The organism is Arthrobacter globiformis, from assembly GCF_030817195.1.
Taxonomy (GTDB): Bacteria; Actinomycetota; Actinomycetes; order Actinomycetales; family Micrococcaceae; genus Arthrobacter; species Arthrobacter globiformis_D.
Map to the genome: position 1 here is coordinate 3,200,786 of NZ_JAUSYZ010000001.1, position 22,946 is coordinate 3,223,731.

Sequence of the window (22,946 nt, forward strand, 5' to 3'; positions counted from 1 at the left end):
CGCCTGACTTTCCGGGTCATCTTCGGCGCGTTTTCCGGACGTCTTCGATGGATTCCCGCCGAAGAGCCCTGCCGCGGTAGGCGCCGCCGGACTCAAGTGTGGGTTTGCCGTGACGGGTGCGTTCCCGCTGTTCATGGAGGAACGGAAAAGCACGCGGAGAAACGAAAAAACCCCGGGAATCCATTGGATTCCCGGGGTGTTCCCTTTGTGCGCGGAGGGGGACTTGAACCCCCACCCCCTTTCGAGGACTAGCACCTCAAGCTAGCGCGTCTGCCATTCCGCCACCCGCGCAGGTGGTATTTCGGAGGACTCTCTCCGCCTTTCAGCGGTTCGCTTCTCTCCGAAGCAGCGAGAAAAACTCTAACACGAACTTTCCGGAAAGATGGAATCGAGCGGACTGGGTAGGCTGAACCCGGGTGTTCCGGCAGCCAAAAACCGCCAGAACCCGCATGAATCCGCGTAGTCCCCGCATCAAGGAGTGATCAATGACACACGTACGGCCCGAGGATGAAGTCGTCACCATCTGCCAGGAGCTCATCCGCATCGATTCATCCAACTATGGGGACGGCTCGGGTCCCGGCGAACGTGCGGCGGCCGAATACACCGCCGGCCTGATCACTGAGGTGGGGCTGGACGCGGAAATCTTCGAATCAGAGCCTGGCCGGGCCAGCGTGGTCACCCGCATGGCGGGGGAGGACCCCTCCGCCAGCGCCCTCGTGGTCCATGGCCACCTGGACGTGGTGCCTGCCCTCCGCGAGCAATGGTCCGTGGACCCGTTCAGTGGCGAGCTCAAAGACGGGCTGATCTGGGGCCGCGGCGCAGTGGACATGAAGGACATGGACGCGATGATCTTGTCCGTGCTGCGCAACTTCGCGCGCACCGGGCGCAAGCCCAAGCGGGACATCATCTTTGCGTTCTTTGCCGACGAGGAGGCCGGCGGCGTCCACGGCGCCCAGTACGCGGTGAAGCACCGTCCCGAACTGTTCGAGGGTGCGACGGAGGCCATCTCGGAAGTCGGCGGCTTTTCGACCACGATCGGCGGCCAGCGGGCCTACCTGCTGCAAACGGCGGAAAAGGGCATCTCCTGGCTGCGGCTCGTGGCGCACGGCCGCGCCGGCCACGGGTCGCAGATCAACACCGACAATGCCATCACCCGGCTCGCCGGCGCGGTGACCCGCATCGGTGAGTACCAGTGGCCCATCGAGTTGACCGCCACCACGCGCCAGTTCCTGGACGGCGTGACCGAACTGACCGGCGTCGAATTCGACCCCGACAACCCGGAGCTGCTGCTGAAGGAACTGGGCACGGTAGCCCGCTTCGTGGGGGCCACGCTGCAGAACACGTCCAACCCGACGCTCCTGGGCGGCGGCTACAAGCACAACGTCATCCCCGAGTCCGCCGAGGCACTGGTGGACTGCCGGACCCTCCCCGGCCAGCAGGACCAGGTTCTCGAGATCGTCCGCGAGCTGGCGGGCAGCGGCGTTGACGTCAGCTACGTGCACAACGATGTCTCCCTGGAAGTGCCGTTTGCCGGCAACCTGGTCGACTCGATGATCGACGCCCTGCACTCCGAAGACCCGGGCGCGAAGGTTCTCCCGTACACGCTGTCCGGCGGCACCGACAACAAGTCGCTCTCCAAGCTCGGCATTACCGGCTACGGCTTCGCACCCCTGCAGCTTCCTGACGACCTCGACTTCACCGGCATGTTCCACGGCGTTGATGAACGGGTTCCGGCGGAATCCCTGAAGTTCGGCGCCCGCGTCCTGAACACGCTGCTCACCAACTACTGAGGCCGGCGGTGGAACCGGAACAGCTGCTTCCTGACAGCCTGCTCGAGCGGATCCGCGGCAGGGCTGCGGAGTACGACGAACAGAACCGCTTCTTCGCCGAGGATCTTGAAGAACTCGCCGCCGCCGGGTACTTGAGGCTTTTCGTGCCGGAGTCCGACGGCGGAGCGGGCCTTGGCCTGGAGGCTGCGGTCCGCTGCCAGCGGCGGCTGGCGACGGCGGCCCCGGCCACCGCGCTGGCCGTCAACATGCACCTGGTCTGGACAGGGGTGGCCAGCGTCCTGGCCGCGCGCGGCGACTCCTCCCTGAACTTCGTGCTGCAGGAGGCAGCGGCGGGGGAGATTTTCGCCTTCGGCAATTCAGAGGCCGGCAACGACTCCGTCCTGTTCGATTCGCTGACGGCGGCCACGCCCCTGCCGGACGGCGGGTACTCGTTCACGGGCACGAAGATTTTCACGAGCCTCTCGCCGGCCTGGACGCGCCTGGGCATCTTCGGCAAGGATCCGGCTGCACGGGACGGCGAAGGGGAACTGGTGCACGGGTTCATCGGTCGGGACACGGCCGGCTACCGGATCCTGGAGGACTGGAACACGCTGGGGATGCGCGCCAGCCAGTCCAACACCACCATCCTGGACGGCGCGGTTGTCCCGCCCGGCCGCATCTTCCGGAAGCTGCCGGTAGGCCCCAACGCCGATCCGCTGATCTTCGCGATCTTCTCGTGCTTTGAAACCCTGCTTGCCGGCGTGTATGCCGGCATCGGTGAGCGGGCCCTGGTGCTGGCCGTGGAAGCCGCCAGGCGCAGGACATCGTTCAAGAATGGCGGCCGGAGCCTGGCCCAGGACCCTGATATCCGCTGGAAGGTGGCCGAGGCTGCCCTGGCCATGGATGCCCTGTACCCGCAGCTTTCGGTGGTGGCCGGAGATGTGGACCGCCTGGCGGACCATGGCAGCCAGTGGTTTCCCAAGCTGGTGGGCGTCAAGCTCCGGGCCACGGAGACGGCGCGGACGGTGGTGGATCTCGCCATCCGGGTCTCCGGCGGCTCCAGCTACTTCAGGGGTTCGGAGCTGGAGCGCCTGTACCGTGACGTCCTGGCCGGCATGTTCCACCCCTCGGACGACGAATCTGCGCACAATACGGTTGCCAACGCGTGGCTGGGCCCGCTCGAAGACTGACCAGGCTCCATGTGGAAGCAGGCGCGCACCATCGAGGTGCGCGCCCAGGGGGCCGGAGCGGCCTAAACTGTGCGCTGCACCTGCGTGACCCGGCGGCGAAGCCAGAAGCGCCTGCCGCCGCCCACGTAGAGTCTGCTGCGCTCGAGTTCCCACTTGCCGTACTCGGAGTGTTCCACGAGCCGGCGCCGGGCTTCGGGCAGGGAATCGTCAGGACCGACGGTCAATACGAGGTACTCGTATTGCCGGGCATAGTCCCTTTCCCGCAGGACCGAGCTGGTCAGAAAATGTTCCTTCATTGCTCTCCATTTTCGTCCTTTTCCCGCTAACGTGAAGGCATGAGCATCGATCCGCGTGTCGCGCTTCAGTCCTTGACTGCCGCTTTGGAAGAACACCTTGCAGCCGCCTCGGCCCGCCGCGGGGATGGTGACCCCTCAGTGGAGGCGGCATTCTTTGCCGTTGCTGATGCCTTCGAAGTCTATGAGGACGCCCTCTATGAGGCCTACAACGAAGTGACGCCGCTCCAGGTTTTCGATGACGAGGAAGACGAAGAGGAAGACGAAGAAGCCGACGACGAGGACCTGGAAATCGTCGAGGAGTAAGGCTGCCGGATGCGGCCCGGCCCCCGTCAGACCTGGTTGCTGGAGACATCCTCGAGGGCGCGTGCTATTTCCGCCGGCAGCGGCGTGAGCTGGGCATCCAGAATTTCCTTGAGCTGGACCGGCGTGCGCGCGCCCACGATGGCCGTCGCCACCCCGTGCCGGGACAGCAGCCAGCTCAGTGCAACATCCAGGGACGACCGCCCCAGGCCCCGGGCCGCCATGGCAACAGCCTCCACTACCTGCGATGAGGGCTGTTCAAGGTACGGCTCCACGTAGGTGGCCAGCCGCGTGCCGGCCGCTCTGGAGTCAGCCGGAACATGACCGCGGTACTTGCCCGTGAGCACGCCGCGGCCCAGCGGCGCCCACGCCATCAGCCCCAGGCCAGCATCCTCGATGGCCGGCACCAGTTCCGCCTCGGGCTTGCGGCGGAGCAGCGAGTATTCGGACTGGTTGGCCACGAGCGGGAACCCTGCCACTGCTGCGGCTTTGGCAGTCTGCCAGCCGTTGTAGTTGGCGATTCCCGCATAGCGGGCCCGTCCGCTGCGGACGGCGAAGTCGAGGGCGGACAACGTCTCCTCAAGCGGGACGTTGGGGTCCCATGCCTGGGCGAGCCAGAGGTCAACGTAGTCGGTGCCAAGCCGCGCCAGGCTGGCGTCCAGGCCGGACAGCATGGCATTCCGGGATGCGTCCACGCGCTGCCGCCCGTCCGACGGCGACACCCCTGCTTTGGTGGAGATGACCACTTCCGTGCGGGAGACGACGTCGCCCAGCATTGACCCGAGCATGGCTTCCGCCTGGCCGTCGGCGTAGGAGGCCGCAGTGTCCACAAGGGTCCCGCCGGCGTCCACGAAGGTGCGCAGCAGCTCCGATGCATCCTGCTCGTCCGTTTCGCGGGACCACGACATGGTGCCCAGGGAGAGGGAGGAGGCGCGGAGCCCGCTGTTGCCGATGTAACGCTGCTGCATAGCAGTTAGCTTACGGGGAAACCACCTGCATCATGACGTAGGGTCTTAGCGTGAACTGGATTGAAGCGGCCCTGCTGGGTCTTGTGCAGGGACTGACCGAATTCCTACCTATTTCATCGAGCGCCCACCTGCGGATTGTGGGCTCCTTCCTGCCGAACGCGGCGGACCCCGGTGCGGCCTTCACCGCCATCACGCAGCTCGGCACGGAGACCGCCGTCATTGTCTACTTCTGGCGGGACATCGTCAGGATCGTTAAGGCCTGGTTCGGCTCGCTGTCCGGGCGGGTTTCACGCCAGGACCCGGACGCCCGGATGGGCTGGCTGGTGATTCTGGGCAGCCTGCCCATCATCGTCCTGGGCCTGCTGTTCCAGGACCAGATCGAATCTGTCCTGCGCAGTCTCTGGATCGTGGCCACCATGCTCATAGTCTTCGGCCTGATCCTCGCCGTGGCGGACGCCGTCGGCAAGCAGGACCGGGACCTCTCCAGGCTCACCTACAAGCACGGCATCCTCTACGGCTTCGCCCAGGCCATGGCGCTGATCCCCGGCGTTTCACGCTCCGGCGGCACCATCACGGCCGGGCTCCTTATGGGCTACACGCGTGAAGCCGCCGCCCGCTACTCCTTTCTCCTTGCCATCCCTGCGGTGTTTGGCAGCGGCCTTTACCAGCTCTTCAAGGTGGTGGCCAAGGACGGCGTGGGCGGTCCCTTCGGACTGGGGGAGACGGCGCTGGCCACGGTAATTGCGTTCGCCATTGGCTACGTCATCATCGGCTGGTTCCTGAAGTTCATCTCAACGCGCAGCTACCGGCTGTTTGTCTGGTACCGCATCTTCCTGGGCCTCGCCCTGTACCTGCTGCTCGGTTTCAATGTCATCAGCGCCTAGCACTAGGCTTGGTCTGTGAAGTCCTGGATCTCCCGCCCCGTGCCTGTCCTGCCGGGGGAAATGCCCGCGCTCCGCTTGTTTGACACAACCGCAGACCGCGCCGTAACCCTGAACGCCGATGGCGCAAAGTCGATGTATGTCTGCGGAATCACCCCGTATGACGCGACCCACATGGGCCACGCGGCCAGCTACGTGGCATTCGATCTGCTGAACCGCGCCTGGCGCGACGGTGGCCAGCAGGTTGCCTACGTCCAGAACGTCACCGACATCGATGACCCGCTGCTCGAGCGCGCCGAAGCTACCGGCGTCGACTGGCGCGAGCTCGCGGCCAGCCAGATCGAGCTCTTCCGCACAGATATGGAAGCCCTCAACGTCATCGCCCCCGACCATTACATCGGCGCCGTCGAAGCCATGCCGCTGATCGTCCCTGCCATTGAACGGCTCCTGCACCAGGGACTGGCCTACCGCGTTAACGGCACCCCGGGCGAGCCCGACGGCGACGTCTACTACGACGTCGAGGCCGCCGGCAAGCACGCCGTCGGCGTGGACGCCTGGAGCCTCGGCGCAGTCTCCGGACTGCCGGAAGCCGAGATGCTGGAGCTGTTTGCCGAACGCGGCGGCGACCCCGGCCGGGCAGGCAAGCGCCAGGCCCTCGATCCGCTCCTGTGGCGGGTGGCCCGCGACGGCGAGCCCAGCTGGCCCGGCGGTGAACTGGGGGAGGGCCGGCCCGGCTGGCACATCGAGTGCACCGTCATCGCCCAGAAGTACCTGCCCGCGCCCTTCACCGTGCAGGGCGGCGGCTCGGACCTGGTTTTCCCGCACCACGAGATGGGTGCCGGGCACGCCTATTCGCTGTCCGGGGTTCCGCTGGCGGAGCACTTCGCCCACGCCGGCATGGTGGGACTCGATGGCGAGAAGATGTCCAAGTCCAAGGGCAACCTGGTCCTGGTCTCCAAGCTGCGCGCGGCGGGCGAAGAACCCGCGGCCATCCGCCTGGCCATCCTGGCGCACCACTACCGGTCCGACTGGTCCTGGACAGCGGAAGGCTTTGAGCAGGCCAAGGCACGCCTGAAATGGTGGCGTTCAGCCCTGGCTGCGGCGCCGGCCGGAACCGCCTCGGAACTGATCGGGCAGATGCGCGAGGCCCTGGCCGATGACCTGGACGCTCCTGCAGCGCTGGCCGCCGTGGATCGGTGGGCAGACACTGCCCTTAAGAACCCCGCCCTTAACAACACGGGCAGCGTGTCCGAAGCAGACCAGGCACTGGTGCGCGACGCCGTCAACGCGCTTCTCGGCGTCGAACTGTAGCGCCCACAACGGCGTATCCCTAGGGCTTGTCCTTGCCCCGCCGCTTCAGGTAGCGCTCAAACTCGCGTGCGATGGATTCACCGCTGGCCTCGGGCAGGTCGGCGGTGTCCTTCGCTTCCTCCAGCTGCCTTACATAGGCAGCGATTTCGGGATCCTCGGTGGCCAGTTCGTTGACGCCGCGCTCCCATGCCTCGGCCTCCTCGGCCAGCTCGTGGGTGTCCAGCGGAACCTGGAGCAGTTCCTCGATGCGGTGCAGGAGGGCCAGCTGCGCCTTGGGTGACGGTGCCTGGGCCACGTAGTGCGGTACGGCCGCCCAGAGCGAGACAGTGGGGATGCCGGCGAGCAGCGATACCTCGGACAGCACGCCGACGATGCCCACGGGGCCTTCATACTGCGAGGCCTCAAGGTTGAGCCGTTCCCGCAGTGCGCCGTCGTCAGTGGACGTGCTGACCGGGATGGGCCGGCTGTGCGGCACATCCGCCAGCAGTGCCCCCACCAGGACCACGTAGTCCACATGAAGCGCCTCGGCGTGAACCAGCAGTTCCGCTGTATACGCGCGCCACTTATAGGACGGTTCGGTGCCTTGGATGAAAATCACATCCACATTGGTGCCGGGGGCGCTGGCCTTGTAGATCCGCGTGGAGGGCCACTTGATCTTGCGTTCGCCGGAGGCCGTGCGGCGCACGGTGGGACGGGTGAACTGGAAGTCGTAGTACTCGTCGGCGTCGATGGACGCGACCTTCTTCCCGCCCCACAGCTTGTTCAGGTAACGGAGCGCATCACTGGCGGCTTCCCCCGCGTCATTCCAGCCCTCGAACGCAGCCAGCATCACAGTAATGCGCTGACCCTCGGGAACAGGCTGCAGCAGCTGCTCCGTCTCAGGCGCGGTGCCCGGTTCGTTGGTGTCTCCGTCAAAGCTGTTCATCCCTTCACCCTACGTCCACAAGTGTTGCTGTTGCATAGAACGAACCGCCGCAGATCCGGACAAACCCCCATCTCCGCCGGGCGGGGATGGGGAAATTCGCCGACGGCGTACGTCCGGGGGCCGCGGCAGGGCGCCGCCGGGCGGCCCGGTACAGTGGAATGCATGGAATCTGCCGCCACTCAGCCCTTGCTCAAAGCCGTTTTATGGGACATGGACGGCACCATCGTTGACACGGAACCGTACTGGATCGAAGCCGAACACAACCTTGTCGAGGCCTACGGGGGGACGTGGTCGCACGAGCAGGCCATGCAGCTCGTGGGGCAATCGCTGGTCCACTCCGCCGGCGTCCTCCAGCGCGCCGGCGTGCGCCTGGAGATCCGCGAGATCATCGACACGCTCACCGCCCAGGTGATCAGCCGCGTCCGGGAAAACGTGCCGTGGCGCCCAGGGGCCCGGGAGCTGCTGGATGAACTTTTCAGCGCCGGCGTGCGTTGTGCCCTTGTGACCATGTCAGAGGCACCGCTGGCCCGCGAAATCGTGGCGAGCCTTCCCCGGCCCTACTTCGAGTTCCTCATTACCGGCGACACGGTAACCCGGGGCAAACCGCACCCGGAGGCGTACCTCAAGGCTGTGGACCTGCTGAAGCAGCAGGACCCTGAGCTCACCGTCGACCACTGCGTGGCGCTGGAGGACTCGGCGCCGGGCGTCGCCGCTGCCGTGGCATCCGGAGCGGTGACCGTTGCAATTCCGCACATCGTGCCGCTGCCGGACGACGCCCGCCGGTCCACGTGGGACACCCTCACGGACCGCAGCGTGGCCGAACTCGAGGAGCTGGTGAGGCTCCGCCTCGGCTCGCGCGAACCGGCGGCAACCTTCGAAAACGTTAACTAAGGAGCCGGAACGTGTCTGATCCCGCGGGATCCGGTCAGCAGCCCCCGAGCGTGCAGACCAGGAACAGCCGGCGCGAGGGCATCCCGCTCGGCAGGATCGCCGGCATTCCCATCGTCCTGGCCTACTCCTGGTTCATTATCGCCGCCTTCACGGTGATCGTATACGGACCCGTGCTGCAGCACGGCACCCCGTCGCTGGGCATCGGGGCCTACTACGTGGCATTCGCCTACGCGGTCCTGCTCCTGCTGTCGGTGCTCGTCCATGAACTGGCGCACGCGCTGACCGCCAAGATCTACGGCTGGCCCAGCGAGAAAATCGTGCTCAACCTCTGGGGCGGCCACACCCAGTTTGAAAGCTTCACCGCGACCCCCGGACGGTCCGTGCTGGTGGCCATGGCCGGGCCCGCCGCCAACTTCGTGCTCGCAGGCGCAGCGTGGCTGGTGATCTCCGCGGGCGGGCTGTCCGGCGTGGCGGACACCCTCCTGAACATCTTCTTCTGGGCCAACCTTGTGATCGGCATCTTCAACGTGCTGCCCGGGCTGCCGCTGGACGGCGGCCGCTTGGTGGAATCCGCCGTCTGGAAGGCCACCGGCAGTCACGCCAAGGGCACCGTCGCCGCGGGCTGGGGAGGCCGAATCATCGTCATCGGCCTGGGCCTGTACTTCATTGTCCGGCCGCTGCTCAGTGGAGACGTCCCGGACACCAGCATGCTGCTCATCACCATCCTGGTCGGCGGCTTCCTCTGGATGGGCGCGTCAGCGTCAATCCAGCAGGGCCGCCTGCGCAGCCGGCTCCATCTGGTGAGCGCCGCCGCGTTGGCCGAACCCGCCGTCGGCCTTTCCGAAACGGTGAGCGTCAGCGACATCCTGAACGTGTCGGCAGGCGGGCGGACCGCCGTCGTGCTCTGCGCGCCGGACGGCAGGCCAAGCAGCGTGGTGGACCCCGCGGCCCTGGCCGCGGTGCCCGCCGCCGTGGCCGGCACCACCCCCGCCGGAGCGGTGGCCTACGCGCTCGGCGCCGGCGCCTACGTGCCGGAATGGTCCAAAGGCCAGGAGCTGCTCCAGTACCTGGCGCAGCTCGAAGGACACGACTACGCGGTGGTTGACCACAACGGCCGGGTCACCGGCCTGCTGCGTCAGTCCACCGTGGTGACGGCCATAACAGGCAAGGGACCCCGCTAAAACACGCGCCGGCGTGGCCGGAACCGGTAGAGTTACGTGCCGGTCGTGAAATCGGCAGCGGGTGCACGGCGCCCTGCCTGACCGCCACGGTGCACGCCAAGACAGCTTTCACAGGAGCGAGGACACAGTCATGAGCAGCGAATCTGCCGCCAACGGAACCAGCACGGGCCTTTCCTCCGGCACTGCAGCCGGGACGGCGGACCAGCCGGTCGGCGCTGCCCGGCGGCGCGGCCCCTTCCGTGAAGGCGAACGGGTCCAGCTGACGGACGAGCGCGGGCGTATGAACACCATCAGCCTGGAGGCAGGCGGAGCGTTCCACACCCACCGCGGCTTCCTCAACCACGATGACATCATCGGCAAGGTGGACGGCTCGGTGGTGGTGAACAACGTCGGCCAGCAGTACCAGACGCTCCGCCCGCTGCTGTCCGACTTTGTCCTGTCCATGCCCCGCGGCGCCGCCGTGGTCTACCCCAAGGACGCCGGCCAGATCATCACCATGGCTGACATCTTCCCGGGCGCCCGCGTGGTGGAGGCAGGGGTGGGCTCAGGTGCACTCTCCATCTCGCTGCTGCGTGCGGTGGGGGACCAGGGCTACCTGCATTCCTTCGAACGCCGCGAGGAATTCGCCGCCATCGCCCGCGGCAACGTGGAGACCATCTTCGGCGGCCCGCACCCGGCCTGGCAGATCTCCCTCGGGGACTTCCAGGAGGAAGTGGTCCGCGCCGAAGAGCCCGGGTCCATCGACCGCGTGGTCCTCGACATGCTGGCGCCCTGGGAATGCCTCGACGCCGTGGCCACCGTCCTGGCCCCCGGCGGCGTGTGGATCAACTACGTCGCCACTGTCACCCAGCTCTCCCGCACGGCGGAAGCCATCCGCGCCGACGGCCGCTTCACCGAGCCGGACGCCTGGGAATCGATGGTCCGCGGCTGGCACCTCGAAGGACTGGCCGTCCGCCCCGACCACCGCATGGTTGCCCACACCGGCTTCCTGCTAGTCACGCGGCGGCTCGCCGACGGCGTCACCGGCATCTCCGTCAAGCGGCGCCCGTCCAAGACCGAGTTCAACGAAGAGGACGTCAACGCCTGGACACCGGGCGCTGTGGGGGAACGCCTCGTCTCGGACAAGAAGCTCCGCCGGGCGGCGCGGGACGCGATCGCCGGCACCAACGTGAAGGACGACCCGGAGATCACAAACTAGTCCGTATTTCGGATGTCGTCGGCTCTACCAGCCAACTTGGGGCTATGGTCTTAAGAGAAGCGTAGGAAGGGGCTGATGCATCATGGAGACGCCAAACAATGACTCCGTGCCTACGCCGGCTGAGCAGGCTGGCGCCAACGAACTGTCTGTCGCGGACCGGCAGGTCAATATCCTCAGGGACAAACTGAGGCATATCGACCGCCAACTGGCCGCTGCCACGCAGAACAACTCCAAGCTCGTGGCGATGCTGGAAACCGCCAAAGCCGAAATACTCCGGCTGAAGAACGCCCTGGACCAGGAGGGGCAGCCGCCGTACAGTTTCGGCACCATCCTCCAGCTGAACCCGCGGCGCCAGGCCGCCGGCAGCGGCCAGGCTGCCACCGAGGAATCGGTGGACATCTTCAACGCCGGGCGCAAAATGCGGGTTGGCGTCAGCCCGCTGGTCAACATGAACCAGCTGGCGGTCGGCCAGGAGGTCCTCCTCAATGAGGCTCTCCTGGTGGTGGCTGGCCTCGGCTACGAGCGCGCGGGCGAACTGGTCACGCTCAAGGAGATGCTCGGCCCGGACCGCGCCCTGGTGCTGGGCCGCGCCGATGAGGAGCGCGTCATCCGGCTCGCCGGCCCGCTGCTGAGCGAGAAGCTGCGCGTGGGCGATGCCCTGTCCATCGATTCCCGCACCGGGTACGCCCTCGAAAAGGTCCCGCGGTCCGAGGTCGAGAACCTCGTCCTGGAGGAAGTCCCGGACATCACCTACGAGGACATCGGCGGCCTCGGCCCGCAGATCGAACAGATCCGGGACGCCATCGAACTGCCGTTCCTGCACCCGGACCTCTACCGCGAACACGGGCTCAAGGCGCCCAAGGGCATCCTGCTCTACGGGCCTCCGGGCTGCGGCAAGACCCTCATCGCCAAGGCCGTGGCAAACTCTTTGGCCGCGCGTGCCGCGGAACGCTCGGGCAACATCGACCTCAAGAGCTACTTCCTGAATATCAAGGGCCCCGAGCTCCTCGACAAGTACGTCGGCGAAACGGAACGCCACATCCGGCTGATCTTCTCCCGGGCCCGCGAAAAGGCCTCGGACGGCAGCCCCGTAGTGGTCTTCTTCGACGAGATGGATTCGCTCTTCCGCACCCGCGGCACGGGCATCTCCTCCGACGTCGAAACCACGATTGTGCCGCAGCTGCTGAGCGAGATCGACGGCGTGGAGCGGCTGGACAACGTCATTGTCATCGGCGCCTCCAACCGCGAGGACATGATCGACCCCGCCATCCTCCGTCCCGGCCGCCTCGACGTGAAGGTCAAGATCCAGCGCCCGGACGCCGAGGCCGCGGCGGACATCTTCCGGAAGTACATCACCCCGGACCTGCCGTTCCACGAGGACGACCTGGTGGAACACGACGGCGATGTGCTGGCCACGGTCGATGCCATGGTCCAGCGGACCGTGGAGTCGATGTACTCAACGGAGAAATCCAACGAGTTCCTGGAAGTCACCTATGCCAACGGCGACACCGAGATGCTGTACTTCAAGGACTTCAACTCCGGGGCCGTGGTCCAGAACGTCGTGGACCGTGCCAAGAAGTACGCCATCAAGGACCTCCTCACCACGCAGCAGAAGGGCCTGCGCATCGACCACCTGCTGCGCGCCGTCGTCGATGAGTTCCGCGAGCATGAGGACATGCCCAACACCACCAACCCGGATGACTGGGCACGCATCTCCGGCAAGAAGGGTGAGCGCATCACCTACATCCGCACCATCGTCCAGGGCAAGGCCGGCCAGGAGCCCGGCAAATCCATCGAGACCATGCCCAACACGGGCCAGTACCTGTGACGGCCGGCTCCGAATCGGCGCTGGGAGGTGGCCTGCCGGCGGGCGGCGCCATGAGGGTCATGGGGTCGGAAACCGAGTACGGGATTCACGCGCCGGCCGCACCGGGCGCCAATGCCACCATGATGTCCGCCCGGGTGGTCCAGGCCTATGCCCAGGTCACGCGGCTCCGGGCCGCCGGCGGGGCTGAAACCCGCTGGGACTACACGGACGAGGAGCCGTTGCACGACGCCCGCGGCTGGACGCTCGAACGCGGCCAGGCCCACCCGAGCCAGCTGACGGACCAGCCGCCCGTGCTGGACGCCGAGGCCGTGGCGCTTGCTTACGGCCGGGAAGAGCTTGAGCTCGACGGCGAGGACGAATCGGGCTCGCTGCTGATGAACATGGTGCTCGGCAACGGGGCACGGCTCTATGTGGACCACGCCCACCCCGAGTACTCCAGCCCGGAGGTCACCAACCCCGCGGCGGCAGTGGCCTGGGACGCGGCCGGGGACCTCGTGGGCCTGGCTGCGGTCCGCAGGCTGGCCAGCGACACGGAACTTCCCGCCGTCAACCTCTACAAGAACAACACCGACAACAAGTCCGTATCCTACGGGTCGCACGAAAACTACCTGATGCCGCGGTCCGTGCCGTTCGGCGACATTGTCCGCGGGCTGACCCCGTTCTTCGTGTCGCGGCAGATCATCTGCGGCTCCGGGCGGGTGGGCATGGGCCAGGACAGCTCCCGGCCCGGCTACCAGATCAGCCAGCGGGCGGACTTCTTCGAGGCGGAGGTGGGCCTTGAGACCACCATCCGGCGCCCCATCATCAACACCCGCGACGAGCCCCATGCCACGGCCGACAAGTACCGGCGGCTGCACGTCATCATCGGCGACGCCAACCTGAGTCAGGTGTCCAACTACCTGAAGTTCGGGACCACCGCCATGGTGCTGAGCCTGATCGAGGCGGGGCTCGCGCCGCGCATCGAGGTCCACGAGCCCGTGGCCGCGCTGCAGGCGATCAGCCACGACACCACCCTCACCACCAAGATCAGGCTGCTGGACGGCCGCCGGGTGACGGCCCTTGACCTGCAGTGGATGTACCACGAGGCCGCCGCCAAGCTCGCCCAGGATACGGGGGTCTCGGACGCCATTGACGGCGACGGCCACACCCATGCCGTGCTGGAGCGCTGGGCCACCACCCTGACCCAGCTGGACAGCGACCGGGCCGCCGCAGCCACCTCGGTGGAGTGGCTGGCCAAACTGTCCATCCTGGAGGGCTACCGCCAACGCGACGGGCTCCAGTGGGATGACGCCCGGCTCGGGCTGGTGGATCTGCAGTGGGCCGACCTCCGGCCCGAGAAGGGGCTCTACTACCGCATGCTGTCCCGGAACCGGATGCAGCGGATCGTGGACGACGCCGACATCGCAGCAGCGGTAACGGAACCGCCGTCGGACACCCGCGCGTACTTCCGCGGACGCTGCGTCAGCAGCTTCAGCAAGGACGTGGTGGGGGCCAGCTGGGACTCGGTGATCTTCGACGTGCCGGGCTACGGAAGGCTGCAGCGCGTCCCCACCCGGGAACCGCTGCGCGGCACGAAGGCGCTGACCGGAGGGCTGTTTGCCAGGCACAACGAGGCAGGACCGTTCCTCGCGGAACTGCTCGGATCGGCACCGGCTCCGCCACAGGCATAATGCACCCCGCAAAGGCCCTTTGCGTGGCAATATGGGCATACAGGATGTCCCTGAAGCAACCGGGGACTGGATAAAGGAGAAGGACATGGCAGGCCAGGAGCAGCAGCAGCCGCAGCCACGCGACACCGAGGTCGAGGAAGAGGTCCCCGCACCGCCGGCGCCCGCAGAAGGACAGGCATCCGCGTCGACACAGGGTGTTGACGATCTCCTCGACGAGATCGACGGCGTCCTGGAGTCCAACGCGGAGGAATTCGTCCGGGCGTTCGTCCAAAAGGGCGGCCAGTAGACCGGCAGCGACACCACCCGCACCGGGCACGGAGGCCAGAGGTACCGGACAGCCGCTGAAGTAACACGTTGAAGGAGTGCACCAGTGCAGGAGACAACAGCCAACAAGGTAGCCGCCCACGCGACGTCGTCGTTCACTGAGCATCTCCAACGCGACCGTCCGGAACTGCTTCCCCAATACGCACCGTTCGCGTCGGGCACGCCCGCCGCCCAGCCCCTCGCCGTGCCCCACGCCACCACCATCGTGGCCATGACCTACGCCGGCGGCATCGTCATGGCCGGTGACCGCCGGGCCACCATGGGCAACATCATCGCCAGCCGGCACATCGAAAAGGTCTTTCCCGCCGACCAGTATTCAGTCCTGGGAATCGCCGGCACCGCAGGCATCGCGATCGACCTGACCCGCCTGTTCCAGGTGGAGCTCGAGCACTACGAGAAGATCGAGGGCACCCTGCTGAGCCTGGACGGCAAGGCGAACCGGCTCGGCGCCATGATCCGGGGCAACCTGCCGATGGCGCTGCAGGGCCTCGCCGTGGTCCCGCTGTTCGCGGGCTTCGACACTGCCGCCGGGGTCGGCAGGCTCTTCTCCTATGACGTGACCGGCGGCCGCTACGAGGAACAGGAACACCACGCCGTGGGCTCCGGATCCATGTTCGCTCGCGGCGCCCTCAAGAAGCTTTGGCGGCCGAACCTGCCCGAAGACGAAGCGATAGCAGTCGCCGTCGAATCCCTGTACGACGCAGCCGACGACGACTCCGCCACCGGCGGCCCCGACCCCGTGCGGCAGCTGTGGCCCGTGGTGTACGCCGTCAACCGGGCCGGAGCCCGGCGGGTATCCGAACGAGAACTCGCAACAATGGCCGGAAACATCATCGAGTCCAGGGCAGCTGCCCGCAGGGAGGCCTGATATGACACAGCAGTTCTATGTCTCTCCCGAGCAGCTGATGAAGGACCGTGCGGATTTCGCACGGAAGGGCATCGCCCGCGGCCGGTCCGTGATCGTGATCAGCTGCGAGGACGGGATTGCGCTCGTGGCAGAGAACCCGTCACCGTCGCTGCATAAGATCGGCGAGATCTACGACAAGATCGCCTTCGCCGCCGTCGGGAAGTACAACGAGTTTGAGAGCCTCCGCCAGGCCGGGGTGCGTTACGCCGACGTCCGCGGCTATTCCTACGACCGCGACGACGTCACGGCCAGGGGACTGGCCAGCGTCTACGCCCAGAGCCTGGGCGCCGTGTTCACCGCGGAGCAGAAGCCGTTCGAGGTGGAACTGGCCGTGGCAGAAGTCGGAGCCAGCCAGGACCTCGACCACCTCTACCGCCTCACGTTCGACGGCTCGATCGCGGACGAGCACAACTTCATTGTGATGGGCGGCCAGGCGGACAAGGTGTCCGGGGCGGTCGAGGGCGGCTGGCAGCGCGACCTCTCGTTCGCGGCGGCGATCCGGCTCGCCGTCAAGGGACTCGTGACGGACAACGAGGCACCCGACCTGCCAGCCAAGGCCCTGGAAGTGGCTGTGCTGGACCGAAGTTCGGAAAGCAACAGGGGTACGCGGAGGGCTTTCCGCAGATTGTCCGACCAGGACGTTGTGGAACTGCTGGCTGAGGAGAGCTGACATGGACAAGAGGATCTTCGGCATTGAAACCGAATTCGGGATTTCCTATTCGAGCCCGGATTCCCGCCCCCTCGCCCCGGAGGAAGTGGCCCGCTACCTGTTCCGCAAGGTGGTGAGCTGGGGACGGTCCTCCAATGTGTTCCTCACCAACGGGTCCCGCCTGTACCTCGACGTAGGCTCGCATCCGGAATACGCAACCGCGGAATGCGACGACCTCGCCCAGCTGATCGCCCATGACCGCGCCGGGGAGCTCATCCTGGACGACCTCGTTGACGAGGCCCAGTCCAGGCTGGCTGCCGAGGGCTTCAACGGCACGGTGTATCTGTTCAAGAACAACACGGACTCCGCCGGCAACTCCTACGGCAGCCACGAGAACTACCTCATTCCCCGCCGCGGCGAGTTCACCCGGCTGGCCGAGATCCTGATCCCGTTCCTCGTTACGCGCCAGCTCATCGCCGGTGCTGGCAAGATCCTGAAGACGCCGCACGGAGCCACCTACGCGTTTTCGCAGCGGGCGGACCACATCTGGGAGGGCGTGTCATCCGCCACCACCCGTTCCCGGCCCATCATCAACACCCGCGACGAGCCGCACGCCGACGCCGAGTTCTACCGCCGCCTGCACGTGATCGTCGGCGACTCCAACATGTCCGAGACCACTGCGCTGCTCAAGGTGGGCACCGTGGACCTCATCCTGCGGATGATCGAGGCCGGCGTAATCATGCGGGACATGCGGATGGAAAACCCCATCCGCAGCATCCGGGAGATCTCCCACGACCTGAGCGGCCGCGCGCTTGTCCGGCTCGCCAACGGCCGCCAACTCACCGCGCTGGAGATCCAGCAGGAGTACCTGAGCAAAGTCACGGCGTTCGTCGAGGAAAACGGAGCCCACAACCCGCACGTCCCGCTGATCCTGGACCTGTGGGGGCGGACGCTGCGCGCCATCGAAAGCGGCGACTCCAGCACCATCGAGACCGAAATCGACTGGGCGATCAAGAAAAAGCTCATGGACAGCTACCGCAGGCGCCACGGCCTGGGCCTGGACGCCCCCCGGATCGCGCAGCTGGACCTCACCTACCACGACATCTCCCGTTCCCGCGGCCTGTATTACCTTCTGCAGTCGCGCGGGGCAGTCCGCCGGGTGACCGAGGAGACGGCCATCAAGGACGCCGTGGACGCCCCGCCGCAGACCACCCGGGCCAAACTGCGTGGCGACTTCGTCCGCAAGGCACAGGAGCTGGGCCGTGACTACACCGTGGACTGGGTCCATCTGAAGCTCAACGACCGCGCGCACCAGACCATTTTGTGCAAGGACCCGTTCCGCAACGAGGACGAGCGGGTGGATGCGCTTCTGGACTCTATGGGCTGATACCCAGCTTTCCGCGTTACTCTGGAAGAGGCCGTTCTGCGGTCCTGACTGCCTTGCCGTGTCCAGCATCCCGGCAGGGCATCCATCTTGCCCCGACGAAAGTTCTTACGTGCGCCGACTACTAGCAATCCTTCTTCCCGCGCTGCTTCTGCTGACCGCCTGCGGTGGCCAGGAGCCCGCAGCCCCGGAACCGACCAGCCAGTCCGCGGGTGAGACCGCCAAGCTCGACTCGCTCAAGCTGACGGACAAGGGGGACAAGAAAGCCCCGGGCGTCGAGTTCGCCAAGCCCCTCGAGGTTGCCGAACCCACCGTCAAGGTTGTCACCGAAGGCGGCGGGGAACGCGTGAAGGCCAACCAGATCGCCGAGATTTCCGTTCTTGCCCTCAATGCCAAGGACGGCTCCACGCTGGATGACAGCTTCCCCCGCGATCCCGAGCCCCTTGAACTGAACGATGAACTCAAGACCGGCAGCGCGATCGTCTACAACGCGTTTGTTGGCGCCAAGGTGGGCTCCCAGCTCGCCCTCGCCATCCCGGGCAAGGCAGCGGCAAAAGGCCAGGCTGCCCAGCCGACCCAGCTTCTGATCATCAAGGTGCTCTCGGCCAAGGAGGCCCCGAAGGTGCTCGACAAGCCTGAGGGCGATCCGGTCACCCCGCCCGCCGGCCTGCCGACCGTTACCGAGAAGGATGGCGTCCCGGAGCTCTCCGTCAAGGGCGTCGCAGCCCCGAAGAAGCTCATCGCCCAGGACCTGATCAAGGGCAAAGGCGCAACCGTCAAGGCCACGGACACCCTGACCGTGAACTACGTCGGTGTGGCCCTGGCCAGCGGCAAGAAGTTCGACTCCAGCTTTGACCGCAAGCAGACGGCAGAGTTCGCGCTCAACCAGGTCATCAAGGGCTGGACCCAGGGCCTGACCGGAAAAACGGTCGGTTCCCGCGTCCTGCTCGTCATCCCCAAGGATCTGGCCTATGGCGACTCCGGCCAGGGTGACGCGAAGGGCGACCTCGCGTTCGTCGTCGACATCCTGGGTGCTAAGTAAACCCAGGCGTCAAGCAACACCCCCGAATACCCAAGTTCCCACAAGCAGAAGGAGCAACCATGTCATTTGGCCAGCGCAAGCTCGACCGTGAAAAGCCGGAAATCGACTTCCCCGAAGGCCCGGTGCCCACGGAACTCGTCATCACGGACATCATTGAGGGCGACGGTCCCGAGGCCAAGGCGGGCGACACCGTCTCCACGCACTACGTCGGCGTGGCCTGGTCCACCGGCGAAGAGTTCGACGCCTCGTGGGGTCGCGGCGCCCCGCTGGACTTCCGTGTCGGCGTCGGCCAGGTCATCCAGGGCTGGGACCAGGGGCTGCTCGGCATGAAGGTCGGCGGACGCCGCCGCCTTGAGATCCCCTCGGAGCTGGCTTACGGCTCTCGCGGTGCTGGCGGAGCCATCGGCCCGAACGAAGCACTCATCTTCGTCGTGGATCTGGTGGGCGTCCGCTAATCCCCACCGGCTCCCTGCCCTCGCAAGCTCGGGCCGGGGCCCTCGCCGGCGTGGGCCCACCCACCGGCTCCCTGCCCTCGCAAGCTCGGGCCCCTGTACTGCGCAAGCGCGGTAACAATCGGAAGGATTTTCCGGATTGTTGCCGCGCTTTCGCGTTTTTGCCGGAACGGCTTTAGTAACGTAACGAGGGTGTCCGCCCAACGTACTGAACGCCTGCTGAACCTCCTGATCGCACTGCTGAACTCGCGGTACGGCCTGCGACGCAGTGAGCTGCGGGAGAAAATCTATGCCGGCGGCGCGGCCAGCGACGCCGCCTTTGGCCGCATGTTCGAACGCGACAAGAACGATCTGCGCGACTTCGGCTTCGACGTCGAGACGGTCACGGACCTGGGCTGGAGTTCGGACGATCCGGGCACCACCCGGTACCGGATCGGCAGGGAATCCAACCGCCTGCCCGATGTGGAGCTGACCCCGGACGAGTGGACGGTCCTGCTGCTGGCTTCGCAGCTTTGGGAGCAGGCGGCACTGGGCACGGCGGCGAGCAACGCCCTCCGCAAGCTCCAGGCGGCGGGCGGCCTGGCCGACGTCGAACTTCCGGCCGGCGTGCAGCCGCGCATCAAGCCGGCCGGCCAGGCGTTCGAGGACCTCGTGGCCGCCATGCACGCCCAACACGCTGTCCGCTTCCGCTACCTGGCCGGCAGCACGGGCCGGGAAGAGGAACGCACGGTTGAACCGTGGGGCCTGGGCAGCCGCTTCGGCCAGTGGTACCTCGTCGGCTTCGACCGGGGCCGCGGCGCCAAGCGCTTCTTCCGGCTGTCGCGCTTCACGTCGGCCGTCACCATTCTGGAGAGGGAGGCCTTCACGCCGCCCGCCGGCTTCAACGTGCGTGCCCAGCTGGACAGCCTTCCGGAGCTTCCGGTCAGCGCCGCCGTCGTGGATGTCCGCAGCGGCAAGCTGCTGGGGCTGCGCAAGCGTGCCGCCGGGGCCACTACGTCCGCGGCCGCGGATCCGGACGCCGCCACAGGGACAGAGGCCGACGCCGGCTGGGACCGGCTTACCGTTCCCTACCGGGACGCTGAGGTGCTGGGAGAAGAACTGGCCTCCTACGGGCCGAACGTCAGGGTGGTGGCCCCCGCGGAGCTGTCCGCTGCTGTGCAGCGCCGCCTTGCGACTGCTGCCGCCTTCATCGACGCCCCGGTGCCGGCGTATTCGTTCGGCCATGCCGGGACGGGAAAGCGGACCCGCAAGCGCACGTCGGAGGACCAGCTCAAGCGGATGCTGCAGCTGGTGCCGTTCCTGGTCCGCAACCAGGGCCTGCCCATCGAGGAGGTCGCCGACAGGTTCGGGGTGACCCGGCAGGAACTCGAGGGCGATCTGCTGATCCTGATCTGCTCCGGCCTGCCGCAGGGCTACCCGGACGAGCTGCTGGACATCCAGTGGGAGGAAGGACACGTTTTCATCAGCCAGTCCATGGAGCTGAACCGGCCCGTCCGATTCACCGTGGACGAGGCCTGCGCGCTGCTCACCGGACTCGAGACCCTTAACGGCCTGCCGGAACTCGCCGAGGGCAGTGCCCTGGAATCGGTGACACTCAAGCTGATGGCGGCCGCGGGGGAGGAGGGGCTCCGCGCCGCTGCCCTGTCCGGGCCGGAGGTGGGACCCGGCAACTCAGCCAACCTCGAGGTCATCCGCGACGCGATCGAATCAGGGTCCCAGCTGCACCTCGTCTACCTATCCGCGCAGAAGGACACCCTGTCGGAGCGGGACGTGGATCCGCTCCGGCTCTACTCCCTGGACAACACCTGGTACTTCGAGGCCTACTGCCATTCGGCGGCCGGCCTCCGGAATTTCCGGCTGGACCGGATCGAGGACCTCACCCCGACCGGCAAGCCCGTCTCGTCGGGGATAAAGCCCGACGGCGGGTTCCCGGCAAAGCTGTTCACCCCCAACGACGACGACACCCTGGTGACCGTCCAGCTCACCGCCCGCGGTGCCGGTCTCGCGGACGACTATTATGCCGAGCGGACAGCCCCGCTTCCGGACGGCGGCCTGGTGGCCGAAATCCGGTTCGGCAACACGGCATGGCTGCCCATGTTCGTAGCCCAGCACGGCGGAACGGCACGGATCCTGGAACCCGGGGCGCTTGCCCGCGCTTCACGGGAGTGGATCCAGGCAGCCCTGGCCCAATACAAGGGGTAGCCAGTACAACGGCCAGCCAGTACGCCAGTTAGACTACTCAGCATGCCTTGGTGGTCCTGGATCCTTATTTGGGTGGCGCTTGTGTCGCTGTCCCTCCTGTTCTTCGTGCTCATGGGTGTCCGCCTGTTCCGCCAGTTCATGGCGACGGTCAAGGAGCTCGGTGAAGCGGGGGACAAACTCACCCGCCTTCCCGTTCCCGCGGCAGCGTCCGCAGGTGCCATGGAGGCGGCCCCTGCTTCCGTCGTCGATGGGGTTGCACCAGGAACCGCCCCTTTTGCCTCGCCGCACCAGCTGCGCCATGATTACCACGCCTCCAAGGAGGCCCGCAGGGAAGCCCGGCACGAGCGCAGGGTCCGCCGGAAGGCCGAACGGGGCCAGCCCCAGTCGCTGCGCGACATCGAATTCAGATAAACGTAGGATGTTACTAAACGAAAGGAACACCCACCATGAGGCTTGAAGGCTGGCATCTCATCATCATCATCGTCCTGGCTTTGGTGCTCTTCGCGGCACCGAAGCTGCCCGGCATGGCCCGGAGCCTCGGCCAGTCGTTGCGCATTTTCAAGTCGGAAGTCCGCGAAATGAAGAAGGACGGGGCCCCGGAAGCCAAGGACGGCTCAGATCCCGTCGAAGGTACCGTCGTTAACCACCCGCGCTCCGCCACGACGGATAACCGTCCTGCCGACGGAAACGACGTTCCGCCCCCCAACCGCGCCTAAGATTTCGTGGCACTGACCATGAGTCGTCAATCCAACCCTGAGGGACGGATGGCTCTGCTGGACCATCTGCGCGAACTCAGGAACCGGCTGTTCAAGTCCGCCATTGCCGTTGTGCTCGCCACGGTTGCGGGTTTCCTGGTCTACCAGCCCATGCTCGCGGCCCTGATCAAACCGATCCGGGACCTCAACGAGAGCGAGGGCCGGCAGGCGTCGCTCAACTTCGACGGCGTGGCGAGCTCCTTCGACCTCATGATCCAGGTGTCGGTGTTCCTGGGGTTAATCCTGGCCAGCCCGGTCTGGCTGTACCAGCTGTGGGCGTTCATCGTCCCCGGCCTGCACAAGAAGGAGCGCCGGCTGGCGCTGTCCTTCGTGGCGGCCGCGGTGCCGCTCTTCATCGGCGGCGTGACGATGGCATGGCTCGTCCTGCCCAATGCGGTCCGAGTCCTCACCGACTTCACGCCCTCCGGCGGGTCCAACTTCATCAGCGCGCAGGTCTACCTGTCTTTCGTGCTGCGGCTGCTGCTAGCCTTCGGCATTGCCTTCCTGCTCCCGGTTGTCCTGGTGGGCCTGAACCTCGCCGGGCTCCTCCGCGGTGAGCAGCTCATCAAGAGCTGGCGAATCACCGTGTTCCTCGTCTGCCTGTTCGCCGCGATGGCCGCCCCAGGTGGCGACGCCATGAGCATGTTCTACCTGGCCGGTCCCATGCTCCTGCTCTTCTTCCTGGCCATCGGGCTGTGCGTCCTGAACGACCGCCGGCGTGCGCGCCGGGCAGAGAAGCGGGCCGCTGAGACCGAGGCCACAGCCGATATCGCAACTCCGAGCAGTGAGCTGAAGAATCTCTAGGTGCGCCCCCGCTAGGCTT

General features: G+C 66.5%; 23 protein-coding genes and 1 tRNA gene. 20 read left to right on the top strand and 4 right to left on the bottom strand.

The features are described from left to right. Nucleotides 1–208: 208 nt before the first annotated feature. Nucleotides 209–291: transfer RNA gene (locus QF036_RS14470), tRNA-Leu, on the bottom strand. A gap of 194 nt (nucleotides 292–485) precedes the next feature. On the opposite strand from QF036_RS14470, the gene QF036_RS14475 reads away from it, so the two are divergent. Both QF036_RS14475 and QF036_RS14480 read left to right on the top strand, forming a co-directional pair. Beyond that, nucleotides 486–1,790: a M20/M25/M40 family metallo-hydrolase gene (locus QF036_RS14475; protein ID WP_307102931.1), complete on the top strand. Its 1,305-nt coding sequence runs from the start codon at nucleotides 486–488 to the stop codon at nucleotides 1,788–1,790. Nucleotides 1,791–1,798: 8 nt separating this feature from the next. Then, nucleotides 1,799–2,959 carry an acyl-CoA dehydrogenase family protein gene (locus QF036_RS14480; protein ID WP_307102933.1) on the top strand — a complete coding sequence of 387 codons (1,161 nt, stop codon included), beginning with the start codon at nucleotides 1,799–1,801 and terminating at the stop codon, nucleotides 2,957–2,959. Nucleotides 2,960–3,021: 62 nt separating this feature from the next. On the opposite strand, the gene QF036_RS14485 is transcribed toward QF036_RS14480, so the two are convergent. Continuing rightward, complete coding sequence (locus QF036_RS14485) at nucleotides 3,022–3,255, bottom strand: DUF5703 family protein (RefSeq protein WP_003802269.1); 234 nt, start codon at nucleotides 3,253–3,255, stop codon at nucleotides 3,022–3,024. Nucleotides 3,256–3,294: 39 nt separating this feature from the next. On the opposite strand from QF036_RS14485, the gene QF036_RS14490 reads away from it, so the two are divergent. After that, a complete protein-coding gene (locus tag QF036_RS14490; RefSeq protein WP_307102936.1) occupies nucleotides 3,295–3,558 on the top strand; it encodes a hypothetical protein in 264 nt (87 codons plus the stop codon). A 26-nt stretch (nucleotides 3,559–3,584) separates the two neighbouring features. On the opposite strand, the gene QF036_RS14495 is transcribed toward QF036_RS14490, so the two are convergent. Next, nucleotides 3,585–4,523, bottom strand: coding sequence for an aldo/keto reductase (locus tag QF036_RS14495; protein ID WP_307102938.1), 939 nt, complete (start codon nucleotides 4,521–4,523; stop codon nucleotides 3,585–3,587). Nucleotides 4,524–4,573: 50 nt separating this feature from the next. Between QF036_RS14495 and QF036_RS14500 the strand changes: the two genes are divergently transcribed. Together QF036_RS14500 and mshC are read left to right on the top strand one after the other, a co-directional pair. Then, the gene (locus tag QF036_RS14500; RefSeq protein WP_307102941.1) at nucleotides 4,574–5,407 is read left to right on the top strand and encodes an undecaprenyl-diphosphate phosphatase; all 834 of its coding nucleotides are present in this window, start codon (nucleotides 4,574–4,576) and stop codon (nucleotides 5,405–5,407) included. Nucleotides 5,408–5,422: 15 nt separating this feature from the next. Continuing rightward, nucleotides 5,423–6,715, top strand: coding sequence for a cysteine--1-D-myo-inosityl 2-amino-2-deoxy-alpha-D-glucopyranoside ligase (gene mshC, locus QF036_RS14505; protein ID WP_307102943.1), 1,293 nt, complete (start codon nucleotides 5,423–5,425; stop codon nucleotides 6,713–6,715). Between the two features lie 19 nt (nucleotides 6,716–6,734). Here the strand turns inward: mshC and QF036_RS14510 are convergent, their stop codons facing one another. Next, nucleotides 6,735–7,640: a PAC2 family protein gene (locus QF036_RS14510; RefSeq protein WP_003802259.1), complete on the bottom strand. Its 906-nt coding sequence runs from the start codon at nucleotides 7,638–7,640 to the stop codon at nucleotides 6,735–6,737. 162 nt (nucleotides 7,641–7,802) lie between these two features. Here QF036_RS14510 and QF036_RS14515 point away from each other — a divergent pair, with 162 nt between their 5' ends. The 15 genes from QF036_RS14515 (at nucleotide 7,803) to tatC (ending at nucleotide 22,927) form a co-directional block, all read left to right on the top strand. After that, the gene (locus QF036_RS14515; protein ID WP_307102945.1) at nucleotides 7,803–8,531 is read left to right on the top strand and encodes an HAD family hydrolase; all 729 of its coding nucleotides are present in this window, start codon (nucleotides 7,803–7,805) and stop codon (nucleotides 8,529–8,531) included. 11 nt (nucleotides 8,532–8,542) lie between these two features. Further along, entirely contained in the window at nucleotides 8,543–9,712 is a 1,170-nt protein-coding gene (locus tag QF036_RS14520) for a site-2 protease family protein (protein WP_307102947.1), read from the top strand. A gap of 130 nt (nucleotides 9,713–9,842) precedes the next feature. Further along, nucleotides 9,843–10,910 (top strand): tRNA (adenine-N1)-methyltransferase, encoded by a 1,068-nt coding sequence (locus QF036_RS14525; RefSeq protein WP_307102948.1) that lies wholly within the window; start codon nucleotides 9,843–9,845, stop codon nucleotides 10,908–10,910. An 82-nt stretch (nucleotides 10,911–10,992) separates the two neighbouring features. Further along, nucleotides 10,993–12,738 carry a proteasome ATPase gene (gene arc, locus QF036_RS14530; protein ID WP_307102950.1) on the top strand — a complete coding sequence of 582 codons (1,746 nt, stop codon included), beginning with the start codon at nucleotides 10,993–10,995 and terminating at the stop codon, nucleotides 12,736–12,738. Between the two features lie 50 nt (nucleotides 12,739–12,788). Further along, entirely contained in the window at nucleotides 12,789–14,408 is a 1,620-nt protein-coding gene (gene dop, locus QF036_RS14535; protein WP_307105934.1) for a depupylase/deamidase Dop, read from the top strand. A gap of 85 nt (nucleotides 14,409–14,493) precedes the next feature. Further along, the gene (locus QF036_RS14540) at nucleotides 14,494–14,694 is read left to right on the top strand and encodes a ubiquitin-like protein Pup (RefSeq protein WP_104138540.1); all 201 of its coding nucleotides are present in this window, start codon (nucleotides 14,494–14,496) and stop codon (nucleotides 14,692–14,694) included. Between the two features lie 84 nt (nucleotides 14,695–14,778). Then, nucleotides 14,779–15,600, top strand: a complete 822-nt coding sequence (prcB, locus tag QF036_RS14545) for a proteasome subunit beta (RefSeq protein WP_307102952.1) — start codon at nucleotides 14,779–14,781, stop codon at nucleotides 15,598–15,600. A 1-nt stretch (nucleotide 15,601) separates the two neighbouring features. Continuing rightward, the gene (gene prcA, locus QF036_RS14550; RefSeq protein WP_307102954.1) at nucleotides 15,602–16,309 is read left to right on the top strand and encodes a proteasome subunit alpha; all 708 of its coding nucleotides are present in this window, start codon (nucleotides 15,602–15,604) and stop codon (nucleotides 16,307–16,309) included. A gap of 1 nt (nucleotide 16,310) precedes the next feature. After that, nucleotides 16,311–17,675 carry a Pup--protein ligase gene (pafA, locus tag QF036_RS14555; protein WP_307102955.1) on the top strand — a complete coding sequence of 455 codons (1,365 nt, stop codon included), beginning with the start codon at nucleotides 16,311–16,313 and terminating at the stop codon, nucleotides 17,673–17,675. 109 nt (nucleotides 17,676–17,784) lie between these two features. After that, a complete protein-coding gene (locus QF036_RS14560) occupies nucleotides 17,785–18,714 on the top strand; it encodes an FKBP-type peptidyl-prolyl cis-trans isomerase (RefSeq protein ID WP_307102957.1) in 930 nt (309 codons plus the stop codon). Nucleotides 18,715–18,773: 59 nt separating this feature from the next. Then, on the top strand, nucleotides 18,774–19,169 hold the full coding sequence (locus QF036_RS14565; protein ID WP_307102959.1) for an FKBP-type peptidyl-prolyl cis-trans isomerase: 396 nt from the start codon (nucleotides 18,774–18,776) through the stop codon (nucleotides 19,167–19,169). A 189-nt stretch (nucleotides 19,170–19,358) separates the two neighbouring features. Continuing rightward, a complete protein-coding gene (locus QF036_RS14570) occupies nucleotides 19,359–21,368 on the top strand; it encodes a helix-turn-helix transcriptional regulator (RefSeq protein WP_307102961.1) in 2,010 nt (669 codons plus the stop codon). Between the two features lie 42 nt (nucleotides 21,369–21,410). After that, a complete protein-coding gene (locus QF036_RS14575; RefSeq protein ID WP_307102963.1) occupies nucleotides 21,411–21,779 on the top strand; it encodes a hypothetical protein in 369 nt (122 codons plus the stop codon). 35 nt (nucleotides 21,780–21,814) lie between these two features. Beyond that, nucleotides 21,815–22,084: a Sec-independent protein translocase subunit TatA gene (gene tatA / locus QF036_RS14580; protein WP_307102964.1), complete on the top strand. Its 270-nt coding sequence runs from the start codon at nucleotides 21,815–21,817 to the stop codon at nucleotides 22,082–22,084. A gap of 48 nt (nucleotides 22,085–22,132) precedes the next feature. Continuing rightward, nucleotides 22,133–22,927 carry a twin-arginine translocase subunit TatC gene (gene tatC, locus QF036_RS14585; RefSeq protein ID WP_307105936.1) on the top strand — a complete coding sequence of 265 codons (795 nt, stop codon included), beginning with the start codon at nucleotides 22,133–22,135 and terminating at the stop codon, nucleotides 22,925–22,927. Nucleotides 22,928–22,946: the final 19 nt, after the last annotated feature.

Excerpts from the sequence above, each read along its gene's own strand:
- tatA (WP_307102964.1), top strand. The coding sequence starts at position 21,815 with ATGAGGCTTGAAGGCTGGCATCTCATCATCATCATCGTCCTGGCTTTG.
- arc (WP_307102950.1), top strand. The coding sequence starts at position 10,993 with ATGGAGACGCCAAACAATGACTCCGTGCCTACGCCGGCTGAGCAGGCT.
- QF036_RS14495 (WP_307102938.1), bottom strand. The coding sequence starts at position 4,523 with ATGCAGCAGCGTTACATCGGCAACAGCGGGCTCCGCGCCTCCTCCCTC.
- pafA (WP_307102955.1), top strand. The coding sequence starts at position 16,311 with ATGGACAAGAGGATCTTCGGCATTGAAACCGAATTCGGGATTTCCTAT.
- QF036_RS14510 (WP_003802259.1), bottom strand. The coding sequence starts at position 7,640 with ATGAACAGCTTTGACGGAGACACCAACGAACCGGGCACCGCGCCTGAG.
- tatC (WP_307105936.1), top strand. The coding sequence starts at position 22,133 with ATGGCTCTGCTGGACCATCTGCGCGAACTCAGGAACCGGCTGTTCAAG.
- QF036_RS14565 (WP_307102959.1), top strand. The coding sequence starts at position 18,774 with ATGTCATTTGGCCAGCGCAAGCTCGACCGTGAAAAGCCGGAAATCGAC.
- QF036_RS14485 (WP_003802269.1), bottom strand. The coding sequence starts at position 3,255 with ATGAAGGAACATTTTCTGACCAGCTCGGTCCTGCGGGAAAGGGACTAT.
- dop (WP_307105934.1), top strand. The coding sequence starts at position 12,789 with ATGAGGGTCATGGGGTCGGAAACCGAGTACGGGATTCACGCGCCGGCC.
- QF036_RS14540 (WP_104138540.1), top strand. The coding sequence starts at position 14,494 with ATGGCAGGCCAGGAGCAGCAGCAGCCGCAGCCACGCGACACCGAGGTC.
- QF036_RS14575 (WP_307102963.1), top strand. The coding sequence starts at position 21,411 with ATGCCTTGGTGGTCCTGGATCCTTATTTGGGTGGCGCTTGTGTCGCTG.
- QF036_RS14515 (WP_307102945.1), top strand. The coding sequence starts at position 7,803 with ATGGAATCTGCCGCCACTCAGCCCTTGCTCAAAGCCGTTTTATGGGAC.
- QF036_RS14475 (WP_307102931.1), top strand. The coding sequence starts at position 486 with ATGACACACGTACGGCCCGAGGATGAAGTCGTCACCATCTGCCAGGAG.
- QF036_RS14525 (WP_307102948.1), top strand. The coding sequence starts at position 9,843 with ATGAGCAGCGAATCTGCCGCCAACGGAACCAGCACGGGCCTTTCCTCC.
- QF036_RS14490 (WP_307102936.1), top strand. The coding sequence starts at position 3,295 with ATGAGCATCGATCCGCGTGTCGCGCTTCAGTCCTTGACTGCCGCTTTG.
- prcA (WP_307102954.1), top strand. The coding sequence starts at position 15,602 with ATGACACAGCAGTTCTATGTCTCTCCCGAGCAGCTGATGAAGGACCGT.